Origin of the sequence: Acinetobacter sp. SM1B, from assembly GCF_003289665.1 — a bacterium.
In the GTDB taxonomy this organism is placed as follows: domain Bacteria; phylum Pseudomonadota; class Gammaproteobacteria; order Pseudomonadales; family Moraxellaceae; genus Acinetobacter; species Acinetobacter schindleri.
Genome location: NZ_QMBM01000001.1, coordinates 254994 through 275513, shown reverse-complemented (window position 1 = coordinate 275513; position 20520 = coordinate 254994). Strand labels below are relative to the sequence as shown.

Below are 20520 nucleotides of genomic sequence, written 5' to 3'. Positions count from 1 at the left end.
GAAAAAGAATTCAACCTAGCATCTCGGTCGGATTTAATACGCTACCTTGCTTTAATTTACTGTGAACACAAAGTCTTTTTAGATCATCAGTATCGGCAAATACATCTTAATTTTTATGCCATTTTATGCTTTGATGTAGAAAGTCTTTCTTTCTCCCCATGAGGGCTTTGATGCAGCATCCAACTTCTGCGGATATTCAACGGGTACGCGAATTCCTCCTCGACTTACAGGCGCGCATCTGTGCGGCTCTCGAACAACAAGAACGTACTGGTGGTGGCTCAGCTGAGTTTATCATTGATGACTGGGAACGACCTGAAGGTGGTGGTGGCCGTTCACGTGTGCTGCAAAATGGGACAGTAATTGAAAAAGGCGGGGTGATGTTCTCGCACATCAATATTTCTAAACTACCGGCTTCAGCCACTGAACGTCATCCACAAATTGCCGGAGCTAAGGCACAGGCGATGGGCGTCTCACTGGTGATCCATCCTAAAAATCCCAATGTGCCGACCTCACATGCCAATGTGCGCCTATTTGTTGCTGAAAAAGAAGGCCAAGATCCGATCTGGTGGTTTGGCGGTGGTTTTGACCTGACACCGTTCTATCCGAATGATGAAGATGTGCTTTCATGGCATCAGACGGCGCATGACCTGTGTGCGCCATTTGGCGAAGAAGTTTATGCACAGCATAAAAAATGGTGTGATGATTATTTCTACTTAAAGCACCGTGATGAACAGCGCGGTGTCGGTGGCCTGTTCTTTGATGACCTGAACCAATGGGATTTTGAAACCTGTTTTAAATACATGCAGGCGGTAGGCAATGGTTACTTAGATGCCATCATTCCGATTTTCCAGCGCAATCAGAACAAACCTTATAGCGAAGCACAGCGTGAGTTTCAACTGTATCGTCGTGGTCGTTATGTTGAATATAATCTGGTCTATGACCGTGGCACTTTGTTTGGCTTACAGACCGGTGGCCGGATCGAGTCCATTCTAGTGAGTCTGCCCCCACTCACTGGCTGGTCTTATCGTCCGGAATGGGCCGAAGGTTCACCAGAGAAACAACTCACCGATTATTATCTAAAGCCACGAGATTGGCTGCAAGAGTTAAAGAAGTAGGTGTACGCTTAACCAAAATGCTCTCACTTTGAGGGCATTTTTTATAAAACTGTTCCAATTATTTTTTGCTTACAATACCTCTAATTTTTTTCTCCTGAAAACTTCATGCAATTAATTCGTTCCCAAATTTACAAAACTAATTCTTCAAGAATATTAATTTGAACGAAAAATTTTCCTATAAACATTTAGAAACTTTTCTTTATATAAATAAGTAGAAATGTCCTCACTTCGTCACAAGCTCTGCTGTATAGTAAAATCTTAAAAAATATTGAGTAAAAATATATGCAGCTACGACATTTCAAAAGTCATGTGCTGATGATGTGGGTATTTCTGGCCGTTACAGTCAGTGCAATTACTACAACATTCTTAACCAAGGATCTTATCTTGGACAGTCTGGCAATCAGTGTCAGCATTATTATGATTATCGGTATTATCTTAAGTGGTGCCCTGCTTCTGACCGAACGCATTATTAAAACCTGTAACTCCTAAAATAAGCCCCTAGAATTAGACCTTTCAATGCTTTAGTCCCTACCTGTTTTCACGTATATTGTTGAGCATTTCAGCACATGGACACTGTGAAATGAGCAAACAATTTGCTGTTGTTGGCAACCCGATTGAACAATCACGTTCTCCAGAATTGCATCATGCATTTGCCGCTAAAACCGGTATTGATCTCACCTATAGTAAACGTCTGGCTCCGCTGGATGGCTTTGAAGCCAATATTCAGGACTTCTTTGCCCAAGGCGGTATCGGTATGAATGTCACGGTCCCGTTTAAAGAACAAGCTTATGCTCAGTGTCAAGTGCTGACTGAACGCGCTCGTATTGCCGGTGCAGTAAATACACTATGGATGGAAAATGGCGTCCTGCATGGTGATAATACCGATGGTCAAGGTCTGGTTGAAGCTATTCGTGCTTTAGACTGGAACTTGGAAAATACCGATATTCTGATTATTGGCGCTGGTGGTGCGACTCGTGGCGTGGTCTATCCACTGGTACAGGCAGGTGTGAAGAAAATTGTGATTGCCAATCGTACCCTTACCCGTGCCGAACAGCTGATTGCGGATTTAAAAGATGCAGTACCACAAGCTGAACTGCAAGCGATTGCTTTAACTGATCTGGCGGGTGATTTCGATATCATTATCAATGCAACTTCTGCCAGCTTGAGTGGTGATGCCTTAATCCTGCCGGAAGCACTGCAGTTTAAACACGCTTATGAAATGGCCTATGGCAAACCATCTACTTTTCTAGATCAAGCCCGTGCGCGTGGTGTTCCTAGCGCTGAAGGTTTTGGCATGCTGGTGGGTCAAGCGATTGAATCTTTCTCGATCTGGAATGGGATCAAGCCACAGCTCAAAGATTTCCTTTGAGTCCGTTTAGGCTTCTAATATGATTCAAGAGTCTCTACGGAGGCTCTTTTGCTTTTCCGACAGAAGGCAATATGCAAAGTAATAAGTGGATTTAATGACAGCACTTCTGTTTATTTTCAAACGATAACATTTGTGTACAATTCACCCAAAAAATCACCTAGACAAACAGAATAATTATCTATTAAAGTCGTTTCATATAAGTCTTTTTTATTTTTCAGCTATTTATTATTAGCCCATATCTTTAACCTGAATCACCCTAATTTTCCTATCTCCTCGATTCGCCTTTCTGACATTTTTATTTGCTTGCCTTATCAATGTATTTTTAGCCGCAATGTGAATAATCAAAGAATCGATACAGATAATCCAAAACTATTAATCAGGATTAAAACGCATGCCAGCATATAAAGCCCCGTTACGTGACATTCGCTTCCTTATGAATGAAGTGCTTGATTACCCTGCACATTACCAGACACTATCAAATGGTGAATATGCCGATGCTGATACCGTGGACATGATTCTGGAAGGTGCAGCAGATTTCTGTGAAAATGTACTGTCTCCATTGAATCAAAGTGGTGATCTGGAAGGCTGTCATTTTGAAAATGGTGAAGTCACTACGCCTAAAGGCTTCAAGGAAGCATACGAACAGTTCGTACAAGGCGGCTGGCAAGGTCTTTCTTATCCTGAAGAATTTGGCGGTCAAAACCTTCCACAATCTTTGAATCTGGTTAAGTCTGAAATGATGGGCACTGCAAACTGGTCCTTCCAGATGTATCCAGGTTTAAGTATCGGCTGTATCAATACCATTATTCAATTTGGTTCAGATGAGCAAAAAAATCTTTACCTGCCTCACCTGGTAGCAGGTACATGGTCTGGTACCATGTGTTTGACTGAGCCGCAATGTGGTACCGACCTGGGCCAGGTAAAAACCAAAGCTGAGCCAAATGCAGATGGCACGTATGCTATTTCAGGTACCAAGATCTTCATCTCGGCGGGTGAACATGATCTGACTGAAAATATCATTCATATCGTACTTGCACGCCTGCCAGATGCACCTGCAGGCACTAAAGGTATTTCCCTGTTCATCGTACCGAAATTCATTCCGGCAGCTGATGGCGGCATTGGTGAACGCAATCCGGTTACTTGTGGTTCGATTGAACACAAAATGGGAATCCGTGCATCTGCAACAGCTGTACTGAACTTTGACAATGCGGTTGGTTACCTGATTGGTGAAAAGAATAAAGGTCTGCATGCAATGTTTACCTTTATGAATACGGCACGTATCGGTACTGCAGTTCAGGGTATCTGTCATGCAGAACTGTCTTTCCAAGGTGCCCTGCCTTATGCCAAAGAGCGTATGTCGATGCGTGCCCTTTCTGGCAAGAAAGATCCAGAAAAAGTAGCTGATGCCATCATTCACCATGCTGATGTTCGCCGTATGCTATTGACGCAAAAAGCAATTGCTGAAGGCGGTCGTGCAATGATTTATCATGCAGCACAAATTGCAGACAAAATGAATGATGCTCTGGTTCGTGGCGATACAGCAGCTTTCGAGGCGCATGATGATCACTTAGGTTTCTATACCCCTATTCTGAAAGGTTTCCTGACTGAACTGGGCTATGAAGCAGCCAATCACGGTATGCAAGTCTTTGGTGGTCATGGCTATATCAAAGAATGGGGCATGGAACAGATCGTACGTGACTCGCGTATCTCTACTCTTTATGAAGGTACAACAGGTGTACAGGCACTAGATCTGATTGGCCGTAAAGTGCTGTTAACTTCTAAAGGCAAAGCGATTCGTGATTACACGGCAGAAATCCTGAAATTCTGTGGCCAGCATGCACGTAACAAATACATGCGTCGTTTTGCTTGGGACTTAACCAAACTTTGCGCACAATGGAATGCATTGACGGTTCGTATCATGCTGGCTGCACGTAAGGACCGTGATATTGTTTCTTCTGCATCTGTAGATTTCCTGATGTTCTCAGGCTATGTGATGATGGCATACTTCTGGGCACAACAGGCTGCGGTAGCTTCCGCAAAACTGGCTGAGGGCAACGGTACTGAAGTTCCTGAGTTCTATAAGGCAAAAATCAAGACAGCTGATTTCTACTTTGAGCGCATGTTGCCGCGTACTCAAGGTCATGCTGAAGCCATGGTCAATCCATCTAAAACGATGACTTCACTAGCATCTGAGCACTTCAGTTTCGATTACTAAGTTTTTGGTGACTTTGAAAGTCAAATAACAAAAAGAGCGCTACGGTGCTCTTTTTGTTAAAGCATATTAAGTCCTTGATTTTTTAATTCTGTATAATTTTTCTACAATTTTATTTTGAGTGATATCAACTGCATAAAAAATAATAGCGATATACAGCTTGAATATCTCTGAATTCAGGGTATGATGGTTGCAACTAGAAAAATTCTTGTTTTGGTTAGTCTTCTTTAAGTATCGCAGTTTTAGTCATAAACCTCCGTTTTTATAGATCAAAAGCTCCATCCAGTCTATTTTTCCAAGTTACATCTTAGTCATCCCATAGGTTGACTATAAATCAATAAAACTCAATAGGTTATATTATGTCTAATACAGTTACTGGTACAGTAAAGTGGTTCAACGAAACTAAAGGTTTTGGCTTCATTCAACAAGACAACGGTCCAGACGTTTTCGCTCACTTCAGCGAAATCCAAGGTTCAGGTTTCAAAACTTTAGCTGAAGGCCAAAAGGTTTCTTTCAGCGTTGCTCAAGGTCAAAAAGGCCCTACAGCGACTAACATCACTGCAATCTAATCGTTGCTAAGATGAAAAAGAGCACTCATTAGAGTGCTTTTTTTGTGCCATAAATAAATACACACTTATCTTAGATACATTAATTAAGGTCTTGCTTTTCTCTAGTCCCTAGTCTTTCAATTCAAAATACTCTGTCTAATTTCTTCATCTGCATACAATCATGTAAAAAATTACACTAAGTCATAATCATCGCAACAGCTCATATTACAAAATATCGCCTAGGCCTCGTTAATAACGAATAACTTGAAGGCAAAGTTGAAATAGAAGAAAAGCCCTAGGTAATCCATCGGGCTTTTTTATTTTTAAAAAATCAAAATGATATCAAAGGTTAATCTATTGCTTACTCTAACTTGAAACTGATATCGGCACTGTGATTATCTAAAAATACATGCTGCCGATGCCAAGCTAAAAAGTTTTGATCGGGCTGATAGCTCTTTGGCACCTGTAATCTCTGCCCCTCATACTGTTTTAAATAAATATATAAAGACTGGTCGTGTAGTGCTTTATTCGCGATACAAACTTTAAACTTTTCATCAATAGCAATAAAACCAGTATCAAAAGCTTTATCTAACAGGGAAGATAGACAAATTCCATTCCGTGGGTTAGTTCGTTGCGCATAATTTTCTGACCAAGGAATGATATGTGAAGCTACTAGAAAATCTTTGGTTTTGATCCCTGAAATTGCACATTGATATTGATAATTGAGCTTTACTTTTAAAGCAAATTCTCTTTGTTCAACGCCTCGGATTTTGATATGGGCACGCTTATCTTCAACAAAATAATCAGCAACTTCTTGCTCTACACGAGTTTGGGATGCATTGAATTCATAATTATTACCTTGCACCCCAATATTCAGCAATCGCCAAAAATCATCAGCATGGATTTCATTCATACCATATTGCTGGAAAAAATATTCCCAAGTTGAGCCACGGGTCTTAAAGCTCCACTGAAAATTTTCCAAATCGGATTGCAGGATGGGATTTTCAAAAGCAATGCCTTGTTCAATAGTGGCATAGACTGGCTTTTGACGAACTTTATCGGGCCCAGATGCATTCGAAACTTCAATCATCTGACCAATGCGGCCAGCACCGTAAATATAGAATTGGTTTTTTATTTCTGAAGCTTTTTGTGGTCGACGGTAGAGAAAGAAATCCCCTGGACGAACTTTATTAAATTTGGCGCGGTCCCAATGATATTCCTCAAAATCCAAGTCACCATACACCAGATGATCACTCTTACTATCCAAAATAAAAAAGCGTGCATCGCCTAATTCTACTTTGTAGAAATCTAATAAAGAACTCACCCGCCCCTCGCAATATTGTTATGTTATTCAAATGACTTAATATTTGAATAATCACAAAATTATTGAGAAATTAATAGAGGCAGATGGAATTAAACTTTATTGAATAGAAATCCACAGGCTTATAAAAACTCTTCCAGTACTGAATTTAAAAATATATGCCCCTGCTCGGTACAAGCCAGACGTTCTGGATCTTCAACCATGAGTTTACGTTGACGCAGTGAAGTCAATAATTCATTCAGACCCTCCAGACTGAGCCCAGTACGCTCTGCATAGAACTTCGCTGTTACACCATTATTTAAACGCAAGGCATTCATCATAAATTCAAACGGCATATCTTTAGCTTCAATCCGTTTAAACTGTAAATGCTCTGCTGGCACCTTCGCTAAATAGTCTTTTGGCAAACGGGTTTTCTGAAAACGATAGATCCCATCAGCTTGGGTGACTTTCCCATGTGCCCCTGCCCCAATTGATAAATAATCGCCAAACTGCCAGTAATTCAGGTTATGTGCTGACGGTAACTCTTTACGCCAAGCCGAGACTTCATAGTTGATAAAGCCCTGAGCTTTTAAATAAGCCTCACCCTGTTCCTGAATATCTTCCAAGACCTCATCTATAGGTAAAATAGGCTGCGTACGGAAAAATACCGTATTTGGTTCAATAGTGAGCTGATACCAGGAAATATGAGTCGCTCCATTTTCCACAGCTAATTTCAAGTCATTTAAAGCCTGCTCTAAAGTCTGTTCTGGTAATCCATGCATCAGATCAACATTAATGCGCTCAAAACCTGCCTCTTTCGCATGCGCAATTGCCGAGATCGCATCTTCATTGCTATGAATACGCCCCAGCTTTTTCAAATGCTCAGTATTAAAGCTTTGTACACCGATGGAAAGACGGTTAATACCCGCTGCCAAGTAACCGGCAAATGGATCATGCTCTACTGTACCTGGATTGGCTTCCAAGGTGATTTCACAGCCTTCTTCAAAAGGAAGCAGTGCTTTTAATTGATTAAATAACCACTGATAACCTTGAGCAGAAATCAGGGATGGTGTACCCCCACCAATAAATACACTATGAATCTGACGTCCGTGTGCAAAGTCAAGCTGAGTTTTAAAGTCCTCGACCAAGGCATGCAAATATTCCTGCTCAAGATCCAGAGACAGCTTGCCATCTGGTACCGCATGCGAATTAAAATCACAATATGGACATTTACGCACACACCATGGCATATGAATATACAGGGACAAGGGAATAGCGGCAGGATTTAAATCAGTCAAGGACAGTGCTCAGAACATCAGATGAATTTTGTTGTATTTTAGCATGACAAAAGTACCCTGCTTATGAATTCTCATCCGCTTTACAGTAGACTCAGTTTAACTCAACAAAAACAAGACCCTGAGAATGAAAATATCTTCCGAGATCCTGCTGTTTATCCCTTTGGCAATGGCAATTGGTATTGCCTTAAGTTTTCAGACCGGTATCAATACCCAGCTACGGGAATATTTATATTCTCCCTTACAAGCTGCCCTTTTCTCCTTTCTGATTGGTACAATATTGCTTGCTGTGTTGGTATTTTTTCAACAGGTGGATAAACCGAGCCTCAGTACATTTACGCAATTGCCCTGGTATTTATGGCTGGGCGGTGTCATCGGTGTCTATGCAATTAGCATGAGCATCTATAGTGCGCCTAAGCTTGGGCTACTGACTTTGTCTGCATTGGTGATTTTTGGACAGCTGGTCTCTTCCATGATCATTGATCATTTTGGCTGGTTCGACAGTGAAAAAATACAACTCAACTGGCAACGTCTTCTGGGTGGCGTGGTGATTTTTATTGGTGTGCTTCTCACTTTACAACGCTAAACCTTATATCTAAGCACATGATGAAAGATGAGTATTTTTTGTGTCGAATGTTTCGTCAGCCACAACCCTAAGCTTTGAATTAAAACGACTGTTCACCTTAATGTTGCCCATTTTGATCACCCAGTTTTCCCAAGCTGGTCTTGGTCTGATTGATACCATTATGGCGGGGCATCTGTCTGCAACTGATCTGGCAGCCATTGCGGTCGGGGTCGGGTTATGGATTCCGGTGATGTTATTATTTAGTGGCATCATGATTGCTACTACTCCTTTAGTGGCTGAAGCTTACGGTGCTCGCACTCCCGAGAAAATTTCAACGATTGCCCGTCAATCCCTTTGGGTGGCTTTAGTACTCGGAGTAATCGCAGGGCTAGTTTTGCAGATTTTACCTCTAACCCTACCTTTGCTGGGTGTGCCGGAAAGCTTGCAGCCTAAGGCTGGCCTGTTCCTGCATGCCATTGGTTTTGGTATGCCAGCCGTGACTATGTATGCAGCACTGCGTGGCTATTCCGAGGCAATCGGTTATCCACGCCCAGTCACTGTAATCAGTCTATTGGCCCTGCTGGCATTAATACCACTCAACTTTATTTTTATGTATGGTTTCGGTTCAATTCCTGCATTGGGCAGTGCTGGTTGTGGTTTTGCTACAGCGATTCTGCAATGGCTGATGCTGATTACGCTCGCGATTTATATTCTAAAAAATAAGTCTTATCAGGCAACCCAACCTTTTACTCACTGGGAAAAAATTAATACTTACTGGCTCAAACGTATTCTCAAGCTAGGCTTACCGATTGGCTTGGCAATTTTCTTTGAAGTGAGCATTTTCAGTACGGCAGCGATTGTCCTGAGTCCGCTGGGTGAAACTATTGTCGCGGCACATCAAATTGCGATCTCGATTACATCGCAGCTATTTATGATTCCGATGTCTTTGGCGATTGCTTTGACGATCCGTGTTGGAACCTATTATGGCGAGAAAAACTGGGTCGCGATGCGTCAGGTGCAATGGCTGGGTTTAGTCACTGCTACGGTGCTTGCCGTATTGACCATGCTGCTGCTGTGGTTCTTTAAGCATGAAATTGTGGCGCTGTATACCTCGGAAATGCAGGTCTCCCAGATCGCAGTGTATCTGGTGCTATTTGCAATTGCCTATCAGCTGATGGATGCCTGGCAGATCAGTGCGGCAGGTTGCTTACGTGGTATGCAAGATACCAAAGGCCCGATGTGGATCACTATGATTGCTTATTGGGTGATTGCATTCCCGGTCGGTGTCTATCTGTCCAGATTTACAGATATGAGTGCGGCCGGTGTCTGGGTGGGGCTGATTGTTGGTCTGAGTGTGGCCTGTGTGTTACTACTCATGCGTCTCTATGGCAACAATAAACGTTTAATTCAGCAAGCTTAAAAAGAATTAAAAGGGATGATTTTTCAATCCTATATTCAATTAGCTCGCAAGCGACATGGATGTCGCCGTTGATCAGTCATCTTGCGCCATGCTTTAAAGCAGTGCTTAAAGCGTGCTCAGGATAGAGCATCAGATTAATAAAGGGGTTTTATTACTTTTGCCGCTGTGAAAGTAAAAACTACCTACACAATGAGATAAAAATGCGAATGAAACATTGAGGGCATGATCATTCAAAACTCTAGTTTGTTTCTAAAGCTGCTTTTAAACCCTGTGGAATCTCAGACTCATCTGCTACTTCTTTAATGACGACCTGGCCTACAATCACTTCTGTCCCATTAAAAGTCATGGTTGGTGAACCATACAGTTCATAGCCTTCATTTAATGCCTTGGTGACACGGGCACAAAAATGCACATCATCCTTACCGGTAAAATAACGATAAACTTTCATGGAATAATCTTAGCTTAAATCATGCTGACTATTCTAATCTCATCAATGCATAAAAACTCAGAATTAATGGTTAACCCAATCACTCTAAATAATGAATCAAAGCGGTATTGGCACAGTTTTTGGAAGATTATTGAAGAAATTGTGAAGTATGAGATTGGGCTAGCAACACAACCTCTACAATTAGTTATAGGCATTTACGCCTTTGTCGCCTATGATCAAAGACAGCATTAAAAAGATGATTTTGAGGAATTCCGCATGGCAAAAACGGCTAGCACACCCGGTCGTCGCTTTATGAAACTTGCCGGTATGACAGCAAGTATCGCCAGCAAAACATTATCAAATTCTATTAAAAATTTAACTGCCGACGAAGAGCAGAAAAATGCAGCGCGCAGCAAACTTTTTCAGGATATTGGTGTACAGATTGCCGACACTCTTGGGGAAATGAAAGGCGCGGTGATGAAAGTCGGTCAGATCGCTTCTCAATATAAAGATATTTTTCCGCCTGAAGTCGCACGTGCCATTTCCAAGTTGCAACGTCAGGCGCCAGCCATGCCGTTTAATGTGATTAAAGCACAGGTTGAAAAAGAGCTTGGCAAACCGCTGGAGCAGATTTTCCAGGATTTTGAACCTAAACCTTTTGCAGCTGCCTCGATTGGTCAGGTGCATAAAGCCACCTTGCCGAATGGTCAGCAAGTCGTGGTGAAAGTGCAATATCCGGGTGTGGAGGAAGCTTGTGAAAGCGACCTAAAACAGGTCCGTCTGGCGTTACGTCTGATGGGTGTATTGAAAATTGACCGTAAACTGCAAGATCAGCTGTTTAAGGAAATTCAGCACAGTCTGGACGATGAGCTGAACTATGAAATCGAAGCACAAAATTTAGAGGTTGCTCGTGCTTTCCACGAAACACTGGATAGCAAAATTGTGATTCCACAAGTCTATCCGGATTATTCGTCACGGCATATTCTGACTTTAAGTCTGGAACATGGTGAAAGTATTGAAACTGCCAGTACCTGGCCGGTAGAAATCCGTAATGATCTGGGCCGTCGCCTGTTCCGTGCCATTGGCCAGGAAATTTTCTATCTGCGTCGTTTCCATTGTGACCCGCATCCGGGTAACTTCGCCTTCCGTGAAGATGGCACAGTGATTATTTACGATTTCGGTGGTGTAAAAACTTTATCTACTGAAGTGATTGGTCATTTTAGAGAGTTAGTACATGCAGCTCGGGAACAGAATATTCCGATGATCGAGCAACAGCTAGACTCGCTTAAGTCACTTACAGAACTTGGAAAATTCCCTCAGGAACTGTATGAACAGTGGCTGGAAGTACTGTTACGCCCACTAAATGGCTATTATGATTTTGAGGAAAACTCGGCGCACCATGACGGGGTAGAGCTGATCAAGCCATCCTTGAAATATTGGGACGTATTTAAACCTTCTCCAGATACGTTGATGGTAAACCGGACCATTTCAGGACAATACTGGAACCTGATTCATTTGAAAGTTAAAGATGATCTCAGTGATGTATTTGAGGAGCTGGTGCCGAAACGTGCCTAAGCTTTAACAAGAGTTACACCAGGATACACATCGTTACCGGGCTTATATTGAAAACAATATTGTTATATTATAACATAACATTAAATCTAATCATTGTTGTTCAAGCAAGGTAAAAATATGCGTCCAGATATCCATCCAGAGTATCGTGAAGTACTATTTCATGACACCAATGCCGATGTTTATTTCGTTATTGGCAGCACCATGAATTCAAGCCAGACCCGTGAATACGAGGGCAAAACTTACCCTTATGTCACTCTCGATATTTCAAGTGCGTCTCATCCCTTCTATACTGGTGAACAGCGTCAAACCAGTAATGAAGGCCGCGTAGCAAGCTTCAATAAACGTTTTGCACGCTTTAAACGCAGCTAAACCTTAATGTCTCATTTCTAGATCCTCTATTGTCAGGAAATCTCCCTAGTTTCCTGACTTTTTTATGCCTGCGCTAAAGCCAGCTGAGTCAGATAGAAACCAATTCCCAGTAGCAGTACACCGACAATCACACTGGATACGACATAACTGACAGCAATTGTTAGCGCCCCCTGTTTAAGCAGCTGAAAAGTTTCCAGACCAAAACTGGAAAAAGTAGTAAAACCGCCTAAGATCCCCACCATAAATAACAGCCGTGCTTCATTCTGTAGAAAGCTGTATTTCTGGCTAAAGGCAAAGAAGATCCCCGCACACAAACAACCGATAATATTGATCCACCAGGTCGGCCAGGGAAATAACATCTGCGGCTTGAAAATCAGCATACCTGTTGCATAACGCAGTGTCGCCCCGATTGCGCCGCCCATTGCCACCAAAAGCCAGTTCATGTCCTCTCCGTTATCCTTCAATCCTGAACACGTCATCAACCCTTATACTGGGCGAGAATAATGAATAACATCATGCACCTAAAATTGCACAATGAACATGGATCTTTGCCAAAAAATTGGTATATTCGACGCCATTCATATTTATTTAAGTTCTAAAGGAAAACTCCATGGTTCAGGAATTACTGGCTCAATTGGCTGCTGGCGAAGTAAAATTTGCTGATGTAATTGCATTCATTGATGCACGCTATCAGCACACACCAACAGCTTTTAAAAATGGTCAACAAGCCAATGCCGCTACTGAAAACCAGGGCAGTGCAAAAGTATTCTCTTTTGCCAAATTAAATGGTCTGGATCAGTCGCAAACTTTAAGTCTTTTTGCTGAACACTATGCCGCAGTACTGGCAACGCCGGAAGCGACCGATCATCAGAATATCCGCCAGTTCATGCTCAATGGCTGGGATGGTATTCAGTTTGAAGGCGAAGCGCTAGCTGCTAAATAAATGCTCAATCAAGCTATAAAAAACCGCTCCTTTGAGCGGTTTTCTTTTCCTATAAATTGCCATGAATGAACTTTTATCACTAGCTACGTTGCACCTTTTCAATCCACTGAATTGAATTGACACGAAACACTTCACATGCACCATCACCTGTATCGGTCGGAGTCAATGATGAGGTCCACACCAGATCTTTATCTCGCACTTCAACCAGCTCGCCTTTCAAACGGACCAGATCACCACGTTTGACCTGTTTAATGGCTTTGGCAATCTGCGGATTGGCAGGAATGATATGCATATTGGATACCATCTGCATGGCTTGTGCTTTAGGCACTGGAATACGATCCATTTTCCAGTTCAGATAGCGGTCATACTGGTTTACCGTGATATGCCGGGCAATTTCTGGTTCAGCAAATAGTCCCCAACTTACTGCATAATCAATTGGAGAAAACTTGGCCTGCGGATCATTATTATAAATTTTTGAACCCAAGATCCGGAAATCACCTTTAAACGGCTGCAATACCGAAATTGACTGGCCTTTTGCCACGGGTGGCAAGCCTTTGGCAATATTATGTTCTACGGATGCTTGTGACAGCACCGGTAACATCAGACCCAGACACAGGGCAATATGCTTCATGCTTTTCAACCTCATCTTGCTTTTATCCCAACCATCTCAGTTCATCTGTTTACCAAATATCTTAGCGCGAACTTATGAAGGAAATAGTTGAAATTGGTAACAATGTGCTATGAATGAGTCGTACTAAAAATTATATTTACCAAGGAATTTTCGGTTAAGCTAAGCGCAATCCAGCAATAAATTGAACCTAAAATCATGCTGTATAAACTTTATCAAAAACATATTTTCCCGCACCTGCTAAATCAGGTCATGCAAACCGCATCACTCATGGATCTGCGCCGTGAACTGTTACTTGGGGTTTCTGGTGAAGTTCTGGAAATCGGTTTCGGTACCGGGCTGAATCTGCCCTTCTATCAAGGCGTAGATACTGTCTATGCCTTAGAGCCTAATCTCGAAATTTTTAAATTAGGCCAAGAGCGGATTCAGGCAGCGCCTTTTGTGGTTGAGCACATTCTTGCCAGTGCTGAAGCATTACCTTTTGATCGTGATCAGCTGGAAAATGTAGTTTCAACCTGGACTCTCTGCAGTATTCCTGATCTGCCTCAAAGCCTGAAGGAGATTTACCGGGTACTGATGCCAGGTGGAACTTTGCATGTAGCAGAACATGTACTGAATCGGCAGAATCTGAACGTGCAGCGTTTACAGCATTTATTGACCCCGATTCAGAAGAAAGTCGCGGATGGCTGCCATCTTGATCGGGATATTGAAACTGCTTTACTTGAAGCTGGTTTTGAACTGGATAAAGTAAAATATGTCGATGCCGCTGGTATTCCAAGTATTGGACAGCGTATGTTGCTGGCTCGGGCACGTAAACCTGTTTCAGGCATTAAATAAAATCAATTCACCTGAATAGCATTCACTTTAAGCAGCTGACATTGGGCGCGATGTTTCGACCCGATCCCTGCCTGAAAAGCCTGACCTGTAGTACCCGACTGTACAGTGACAATGTCACCCTGAAGATGAACCTGCTCTCCTGATTTCAGACGGCGAATCTGATTGGCAATATTTTCATTGGCGGCAATCAGGCTAAAATGCTGTACATGGGTTTTAATTGCTTCCTGCTGCGCTGTATTGATCGCACCTTCAATCTGGAAGCAGCGTTTTGGCTGATCGAGCTGCAGTCTGGCCTGCATAGTGGGCAAAGGCTGAGTCGCCAACAAAATATCAATATTGCTGACATAGGCCAGATCATTAAAACTGCCCACAAAGGGACTGGCCTGATGCAAGACCCGACGGTTTGGTTTGATAAACGATTTATCCAGCACTGTATACGTTGCTGAAACAGGCTGCACCGCTTCTACCTTAAAATTCTTGAGGACGCCGCTTTCTTCCAGATGAGGGATAGCGCGAAAATACTCTGACCAGACCCAGATTCCAAATGCGAATAGTGCTGCGGTGATCAGTAATTTATCCATATGATCTTTCCCTAATCCTCGAATTCTTCAAAATCGATACGGATGGTTTCAAAGCGTACCCGTCCTTCCTGAATTGCCCGGGCAATTGCCTGTTGCCCTTTGCTCAGCCGTGCGCCACCACTCTTGATATCGATCAGCACCACTTCAATATCTTCAGCCAGACCATCACCATCACGGAAGTCGGTATAACCATCGAAAACCACATAATCTACGGGATCACCCAGGAACTTGGCATCACTGGGTAAATACTGAAATTCAGGCATAATCGGTGCCAACTGTTCGGCCATTTTCCCCTTGAGTACAGCACGGCTGGTATTCACACTGCGCTTCTGGGCCGCGGTCAGAGCCTGTTGATGTTCCAGTTCCAGCTCGGCAATGTACTGTTCATATTCTGCCTTGATGCGGCCATTACGGCTTTGCCCCAGAATGAGTGTGGTCAGCACAATCCCGATACACGCTCCTATTAACATTGCCATCCATATGGACATTCAATCTTCCTTAATTTTCACTTAAGTTATGGGTAGATTCGACTGAAGTCGAGGTTTTCCGCCATCTGCCGATCAGAAAAGAATGATATGCTAGCAATGTACATAAATAAATCACCCCGACTCATGAAAACAATTTTAGTTGCAAATCAGAAAGGTGGTTGTGGCAAGACAATGACTGCCATCAGCCTAGCATCAGCACTGGCCCAAAAAGGTTACAAGGTTGCGCTTGCTGATGCCGATAACCAGAAATCTGCACTGCAATGGCTAAAACATCGCCCTGAAAATGCTGCTCCGATTCAGAGTCTGGACTGGCGTAGTACCAAATCTATTGGCGATGCACCCAAGAAAATCGAATACCTGATCATTGATGCGCCAGGCGCTTTAAATGGTGAGCATGCGGAACAACTGGTCAGTGAAGCACATGCCATTATCATTCCTTTACAGCCTTCATTTTTTGATATCGATTCGACCCGTCGTTTTCTAAAACATCTTCAGGAAATCAAGCGGATTCGTAAAGGTAAAGTCCAGATTCTGCTTCTGGCAAATCGTAACAGGCCGAATGCAGCATCGAATCAGGAAATTCAGCAGTTCTTTGACCGGATTGAACAGCAGCCAGTGGCATGGATTTCAGAACGTGCACCATATGGACGTCTGGCGATGGAAGGACTGTCGATTTTCGATAAACCGCAAAAAATGTACCGGGAAATGCAGGCACAATGGCAACCTGTATTAAATGCCATTATCGATGATCCAGCCCAATGGTTCTAAACTCGCAGCGTACGATATCTTTTTTTTGATAAAAGAATCCATATAACTTTGTCAGTGTACATTTGCGCCCGGCTTTTTTTCAGTTAATATGCCTGACAGACCTAAGGAATGAGTCATTGAATTCAGTGCAACAATACGCGCCTACATTACAAAAAGTTTTATTGTTTGGATTATTTTTTATCCTGCTTTATTTGAGTTTTAATGTACTCAAATACTTTATTGTACCTGTAGTTTGGGCAGCCATTATTGCCTATATGACTTGGCCTCTGTATCAGTCTATCAAACGCTCTGTCGGTTCAAGACCGAACCTGAGTGCGATTATCATGATGATTATGGTAACGCTGGTGGTCGGTATTCCACTAACATTTGCCATCTTCCTGCTGCAACATGAAGGTCGTAGCCTGTATTACGAATTACAGAAACAGGTCTTTTCTGGTCATCTCAATGTTCCAGACTTTATTCGTAATCTGCCCCTTGTAGGTAAGGAAATTTCCCGTACCTTGCGTGATATCAATAACGACCCGAACAGCATTGTTCAGAATATTTCCATCTGGATTCAGGGGCACCTAAACTACGGTAAAGTGGTATTTAATGAAATCAGCAAAAACCTGATTAAGTTAGGTTTTGCGATGCTGTCTTTGTTCTTTTTCTACCGTGATGGCGAAATCATTCTGAAACAGGTCAGCAAAGCCTTAGAAAAAGTGATTGGCCCACGTGTGCATCATTATCTGGATACCATTTCTGATACCACGCGTGCCGTGGTCTATGGTGTTGGACTGACTGCAATTGCACAGGCCCTCCTTGCGGGTGTAAGTTACTTTGTCGCAGGTGTGCCTAACCCGATGGTTCTGACCATTATTACTTTTATTTTTGCCCTGATTCCGTTTGGCCCGCCTATGGCATATGGTGCAGTATCCCTCTGGCTATTTTCACAAGGTCAAACTATCGAAGCGATTGGCGTGATGGCATGGGGCGTCTGTATCGTCAGCACGGCCGATAACGTGATTCGTCCATTGGTCATTTCCGGCGCAACCCAGATTCCATTCCTGCTGATCATGTTTGGTGTACTTGGCGGTATTGCCAGTTTTGGTCTGATTGGGGTATTTATCGGTCCAGTGATTCTGGCTGTATTACTGGCGATCTGGCGTGAATGGCTGCATGAAAATGGCCAGAATGAACCGCTGATGATGCCGAAAGCCACCATGGCCTATGATCTGGAAGAAGAGAAGAAAGACCCACCAACATCGTCACTCTAAGTAGTGTTGGCAGCGCTTATATCGCATTACAAAGCTAAAACATTTAAGTGCTTAATCCATATAGAATTGTCATAAATTCTCTGTTTCAATGAGGACACAAAATCAAAATAAGTATGGGATGCCATATCATGTCTGCATTGTTTAAGTCATCAATGTTCAAGTTATCTGCACTGGGTATCATCAGTGCGGCCCTGTTCACTGGTTGTGCAACCTCTTCGACTCAACCAAGTATCGACAATATGAAAGCGGTTACGGTAAATGCTGTATCTCCACAAGGTGTGGGTCAGTCGATTGGTATGGTTTACCTGGCTGACAGCCCGGCAGGTCTGGTGATTCGTACCAATTTAAGCAACTTGCCTGCGGGTGAACGTGGTTTCCATATCCATGAAAATGGTTCATGTGCTCCTGCTGAAAAAGACGGTAAAGTCGGTGCTGCAATTGCTGCGGGCGGTCACCTGAATACCAATCAGGCACCGAATCACGGTACGCCAATGAGTGGTCACCTCGGTGACTTGCCAGCGCTGAAAGTAGCTGCTGATGGTACTGCGAAAGTGACTGTGGTTGCACCACGCTTAAAGCTGGCTGATGTTCAAGGCCGTGCCATCATGGTTCATGCCGGTGGTGATAACTACTCTGATTCACCTAAACCACTTGGCGGTGGCGGTGACCGTATTGCCTGTGGCGTGATCTAATTTATTGACTACAGCAAAGCACCTTCCCGGAGGTGCTTTTTTATATCTTATAAATCATACAGATCATTTTACCAATATAAAAATATAGCTAAAACCAACCACACAACTCTGAATTATTTATTTTAAATACAATTACTTATAGTTATAAAGCCTATTTATTCTGCTACTTATATCGGCTACACTCGTAGAGTTTCCAAATATTCTGACTTGCTTATGAACATCAAAACCCTACGCCTTATTGGTCTGATTGAAGGTATTTCTTTCCTGCTGTTGTTATTTATTGCCATGCCAGTGAAGTACATGATGGACAATCCTGTTTTGGTGAAATATATCGGCATGGGGCATGGCGTGTTATTTATTCTTTTTCTAGTAGTGCTGTTTGCGGTATGTGAAAAACAGAAATGGTCACTCAGTATGTTTATTATGGGCCTGATCGCTTCAATTCTGCCATTTGGGCCATTTATCTTTGATATGAAATTGAAGAAGCTAGAACAGCCAGCTGAAGCTTAATTTTGGGATTGCAATCATTATCAAATGGTAATGGACATTCCTACTCCTTTTAGGAGATGAGCAGCACTGCAGCGCAAGGGTGAGGTTATTTTATTAATATTTCCCTCTCTCTAACTCTCTCCCATAGGGAGAGAGGACTTCTTATATTTTTTCACTTTCTACTCTGAATTCCAAAAACTATTAAATTTATAATGAATGTTACCTCTCCTCTCAGGAGAGGGTTAAGGTGAAGTTATTAAGAAAATAATATCAAAACTCCCCTCTTTCCTTTCTTTCTGCCATCAGTGTTTTTAAACATGCTCTTGGAATGCCAAACCACAGTGCAGTCAGCACAGTACAAGAAATACTATAACCCCAAATAGCATAAGCTTCATAAATCACCCGAACCAGCTCAATCATAGCGAAGAAGCTCAGCATCATCAGTACAGATAATGCAGCCGCTACGGTGCCCTTAGACACTTCAGAAGACATCAAAGCAAAACGGTAAATAACCGAAAAACTCAAGCCTTCACCGAAACTGATTAGAGTCATGCCAAGAATCAGGCAGTGTACAAAATAGTCTGGAATAAACAGCCCCGCGACGATGACCAATGTTCCAATAAACATCAGCGGGACGGCACGCATGACAGTGTGACCTAAGGGCATTTTGTCGATGATTTTCAGCAAGACCAGATTACCTGCTATCAGGCCGCCCAAAACTGGAATCTGGGCCAAACCATACTGCATACTGGTCAGGCCCAAATGCTCGACCAGCATAACTGGGGATAATGCAATCCACAGCATTAACGGCATGCAAATGGTAGGCAATGACATGGTTAATGTCACAAAGCGCTTATTCTTCAGTACTTCTTTGAAGTCATCCCAGATATAACTCAGCGGCTGTTTAACCCGACTGATTTGAGGATCAGGCATTTTGGCTTTCAGACCAAACCAGCTCAAAAAAGCCAAGAAGGCAATCCCGATAAAACCCCAATGCCAGGATACATGCTCAATCATAAAAGCACCGAGCACAGGCCCCAACAATGGTGCGAGCAAAGACACATTTGCCATAAGTGCCATGACTTTAATGGCATCACGTTCTTCAAAGGTTTCCTGAATTGCGGCATAACCTACTGCACCGATCACAGACAGGCCGAAGCCTTGTAAAAAGCGCAGTGCAATAAAGCTTTCAATATTTGGAGCAAACAGAATTGCCAGACAAGTTATAACAAAGAAAGCGACACCGCCAAGTAATACGGTTTTACGACCGAGTCGATCTGATAAGGGCCCAAGCACAGCCGCAATAAATGCCCCACCCAATAAATAAAAAGACATGGACGACGGCGCCCAGGTACTGCTCACACCAAACTCTTTGGTAATAGCGAGCATGGCGGGTTGTACCAGGTCATTGCCGATATAGACAGAGAACTCAAACAGTACCAGTGCCAACGGGAACATAATGGTGGCACGGGTGAGTTTTGTCGTTTGAATATTTTGCATGGAAGAGTTAAGGCTCATTTACTCTTTTTAGAATTTTAAAAGAGCTGAATTTAAAAAATTGAGCGAAGTGTAGCAGAGTTTATTGTTTAAAGCGAGACTGTAAATAAAACTGTGTAAACGCTTAAACTATCCCTCAACGCTGT

Annotated in this window: 23 protein-coding genes; 15 read left to right on the top strand and 8 right to left on the bottom strand. The window is 42.8% G+C overall.

Annotation, left to right across the window (positions count from 1 at the left end; translation table 11 throughout):
- Positions 1 to 170: 170 nt before the first annotated feature.
- The 5 genes from hemF (at position 171) to C8322_RS01295 (ending at position 5265) form a co-directional block, all read left to right on the top strand.
- The gene (hemF, locus tag C8322_RS01315; RefSeq protein ID WP_111810303.1) at positions 171 to 1115 is read left to right on the top strand and encodes an oxygen-dependent coproporphyrinogen oxidase; all 945 of its coding nucleotides are present in this window, start codon (positions 171 to 173) and stop codon (positions 1113 to 1115) included.
- Between the two features lie 282 nt (positions 1116 to 1397).
- Entirely contained in the window at positions 1398 to 1604 is a 207-nt protein-coding gene (locus C8322_RS01310) for a hypothetical protein (RefSeq protein ID WP_004809869.1), read from the top strand.
- Positions 1605 to 1695: 91 nt separating this feature from the next.
- Positions 1696 to 2484 carry a shikimate dehydrogenase gene (gene aroE, locus C8322_RS01305; protein ID WP_111810302.1) on the top strand — a complete coding sequence of 263 codons (789 nt, stop codon included), beginning with the start codon at positions 1696 to 1698 and terminating at the stop codon, positions 2482 to 2484.
- Positions 2485 to 2875: 391 nt separating this feature from the next.
- Entirely contained in the window at positions 2876 to 4699 is a 1824-nt protein-coding gene (locus C8322_RS01300) for an acyl-CoA dehydrogenase C-terminal domain-containing protein (protein WP_071319837.1), read from the top strand.
- A 356-nt stretch (positions 4700 to 5055) separates the two neighbouring features.
- Positions 5056 to 5265 carry a cold-shock protein gene (locus C8322_RS01295; protein ID WP_004786992.1) on the top strand — a complete coding sequence of 70 codons (210 nt, stop codon included), beginning with the start codon at positions 5056 to 5058 and terminating at the stop codon, positions 5263 to 5265.
- Between the two features lie 340 nt (positions 5266 to 5605).
- Here C8322_RS01295 and C8322_RS01290 read toward each other — a convergent pair whose 3' ends face one another.
- A complete protein-coding gene (locus C8322_RS01290) occupies positions 5606 to 6568 on the bottom strand; it encodes an HNH endonuclease (RefSeq protein WP_111810301.1) in 963 nt (320 codons plus the stop codon).
- 119 nt (positions 6569 to 6687) lie between these two features.
- The gene (gene hemW, locus C8322_RS01285) at positions 6688 to 7842 is read right to left on the bottom strand and encodes a radical SAM family heme chaperone HemW (RefSeq protein ID WP_108675556.1); all 1155 of its coding nucleotides are present in this window, start codon (positions 7840 to 7842) and stop codon (positions 6688 to 6690) included.
- A gap of 124 nt (positions 7843 to 7966) precedes the next feature.
- On the opposite strand from hemW, the gene C8322_RS01280 reads away from it, so the two are divergent.
- A complete protein-coding gene (locus C8322_RS01280) occupies positions 7967 to 8425 on the top strand; it encodes a DMT family transporter (protein WP_048881797.1) in 459 nt (152 codons plus the stop codon).
- Between the two features lie 40 nt (positions 8426 to 8465).
- The gene (locus tag C8322_RS01275) at positions 8466 to 9824 is read left to right on the top strand and encodes an MATE family efflux transporter (RefSeq protein ID WP_005223401.1); all 1359 of its coding nucleotides are present in this window, start codon (positions 8466 to 8468) and stop codon (positions 9822 to 9824) included.
- 238 nt (positions 9825 to 10062) lie between these two features.
- Here C8322_RS01275 and C8322_RS01270 read toward each other — a convergent pair whose 3' ends face one another.
- Positions 10063 to 10272 (bottom strand): DUF1737 domain-containing protein, encoded by a 210-nt coding sequence (locus C8322_RS01270; protein WP_005223403.1) that lies wholly within the window; start codon positions 10270 to 10272, stop codon positions 10063 to 10065.
- Positions 10273 to 10527: 255 nt separating this feature from the next.
- Between C8322_RS01270 and C8322_RS01260 the strand changes: the two genes are divergently transcribed.
- On the top strand, positions 10528 to 11826 hold the full coding sequence (locus C8322_RS01260) for an ABC1 kinase family protein (RefSeq protein ID WP_004809887.1): 1299 nt from the start codon (positions 10528 to 10530) through the stop codon (positions 11824 to 11826).
- Positions 11827 to 11943: 117 nt separating this feature from the next.
- On the top strand, positions 11944 to 12195 hold the full coding sequence (locus C8322_RS01255) for a type B 50S ribosomal protein L31 (protein ID WP_004809889.1): 252 nt from the start codon (positions 11944 to 11946) through the stop codon (positions 12193 to 12195).
- A gap of 62 nt (positions 12196 to 12257) precedes the next feature.
- On the opposite strand, the gene crcB is transcribed toward C8322_RS01255, so the two are convergent.
- Complete coding sequence (gene crcB / locus C8322_RS01250) at positions 12258 to 12638, bottom strand: fluoride efflux transporter CrcB (RefSeq protein ID WP_008303056.1); 381 nt, start codon at positions 12636 to 12638, stop codon at positions 12258 to 12260.
- 167 nt (positions 12639 to 12805) lie between these two features.
- Between crcB and C8322_RS01245 the strand changes: the two genes are divergently transcribed.
- Complete coding sequence (locus tag C8322_RS01245) at positions 12806 to 13138, top strand: HopJ type III effector protein (RefSeq protein WP_005223408.1); 333 nt, start codon at positions 12806 to 12808, stop codon at positions 13136 to 13138.
- Between the two features lie 79 nt (positions 13139 to 13217).
- Here C8322_RS01245 and C8322_RS01240 read toward each other — a convergent pair whose 3' ends face one another.
- Positions 13218 to 13769 carry a hypothetical protein gene (locus C8322_RS01240; protein WP_004809895.1) on the bottom strand — a complete coding sequence of 184 codons (552 nt, stop codon included), beginning with the start codon at positions 13767 to 13769 and terminating at the stop codon, positions 13218 to 13220.
- Positions 13770 to 13964: 195 nt separating this feature from the next.
- On the opposite strand from C8322_RS01240, the gene C8322_RS01235 reads away from it, so the two are divergent.
- Positions 13965 to 14603 carry a class I SAM-dependent methyltransferase gene (locus tag C8322_RS01235; RefSeq protein ID WP_004809897.1) on the top strand — a complete coding sequence of 213 codons (639 nt, stop codon included), beginning with the start codon at positions 13965 to 13967 and terminating at the stop codon, positions 14601 to 14603.
- Positions 14604 to 14605: 2 nt separating this feature from the next.
- On the opposite strand, the gene C8322_RS01230 is transcribed toward C8322_RS01235, so the two are convergent.
- Positions 14606 to 15184, bottom strand: a complete 579-nt coding sequence (locus C8322_RS01230) for a hypothetical protein (protein ID WP_004809899.1) — start codon at positions 15182 to 15184, stop codon at positions 14606 to 14608.
- Between the two features lie 11 nt (positions 15185 to 15195).
- Positions 15196 to 15672: a Holliday junction resolvase-like protein gene (locus tag C8322_RS01225; protein WP_004809901.1), complete on the bottom strand. Its 477-nt coding sequence runs from the start codon at positions 15670 to 15672 to the stop codon at positions 15196 to 15198.
- 123 nt (positions 15673 to 15795) lie between these two features.
- Here C8322_RS01225 and C8322_RS01220 point away from each other — a divergent pair, with 123 nt between their 5' ends.
- From C8322_RS01220 to C8322_RS01205, 4 genes are all read left to right on the top strand, one after another.
- Positions 15796 to 16440: a ParA family protein gene (locus tag C8322_RS01220; RefSeq protein WP_004809903.1), complete on the top strand. Its 645-nt coding sequence runs from the start codon at positions 15796 to 15798 to the stop codon at positions 16438 to 16440.
- Positions 16441 to 16556: 116 nt separating this feature from the next.
- Positions 16557 to 17696, top strand: a complete 1140-nt coding sequence (locus C8322_RS01215) for an AI-2E family transporter (RefSeq protein WP_076754433.1) — start codon at positions 16557 to 16559, stop codon at positions 17694 to 17696.
- A gap of 128 nt (positions 17697 to 17824) precedes the next feature.
- Entirely contained in the window at positions 17825 to 18388 is a 564-nt protein-coding gene (gene sodC / locus C8322_RS01210; protein WP_004809907.1) for a superoxide dismutase family protein, read from the top strand.
- Between the two features lie 213 nt (positions 18389 to 18601).
- Positions 18602 to 18898: a DUF3817 domain-containing protein gene (locus tag C8322_RS01205; protein WP_111810300.1), complete on the top strand. Its 297-nt coding sequence runs from the start codon at positions 18602 to 18604 to the stop codon at positions 18896 to 18898.
- Between the two features lie 249 nt (positions 18899 to 19147).
- On the opposite strand, the gene C8322_RS01200 is transcribed toward C8322_RS01205, so the two are convergent.
- Positions 19148 to 20377 (bottom strand): MFS transporter, encoded by a 1230-nt coding sequence (locus C8322_RS01200; RefSeq protein ID WP_111810299.1) that lies wholly within the window; start codon positions 20375 to 20377, stop codon positions 19148 to 19150.
- Positions 20378 to 20520 lie beyond the last annotated feature (143 nt).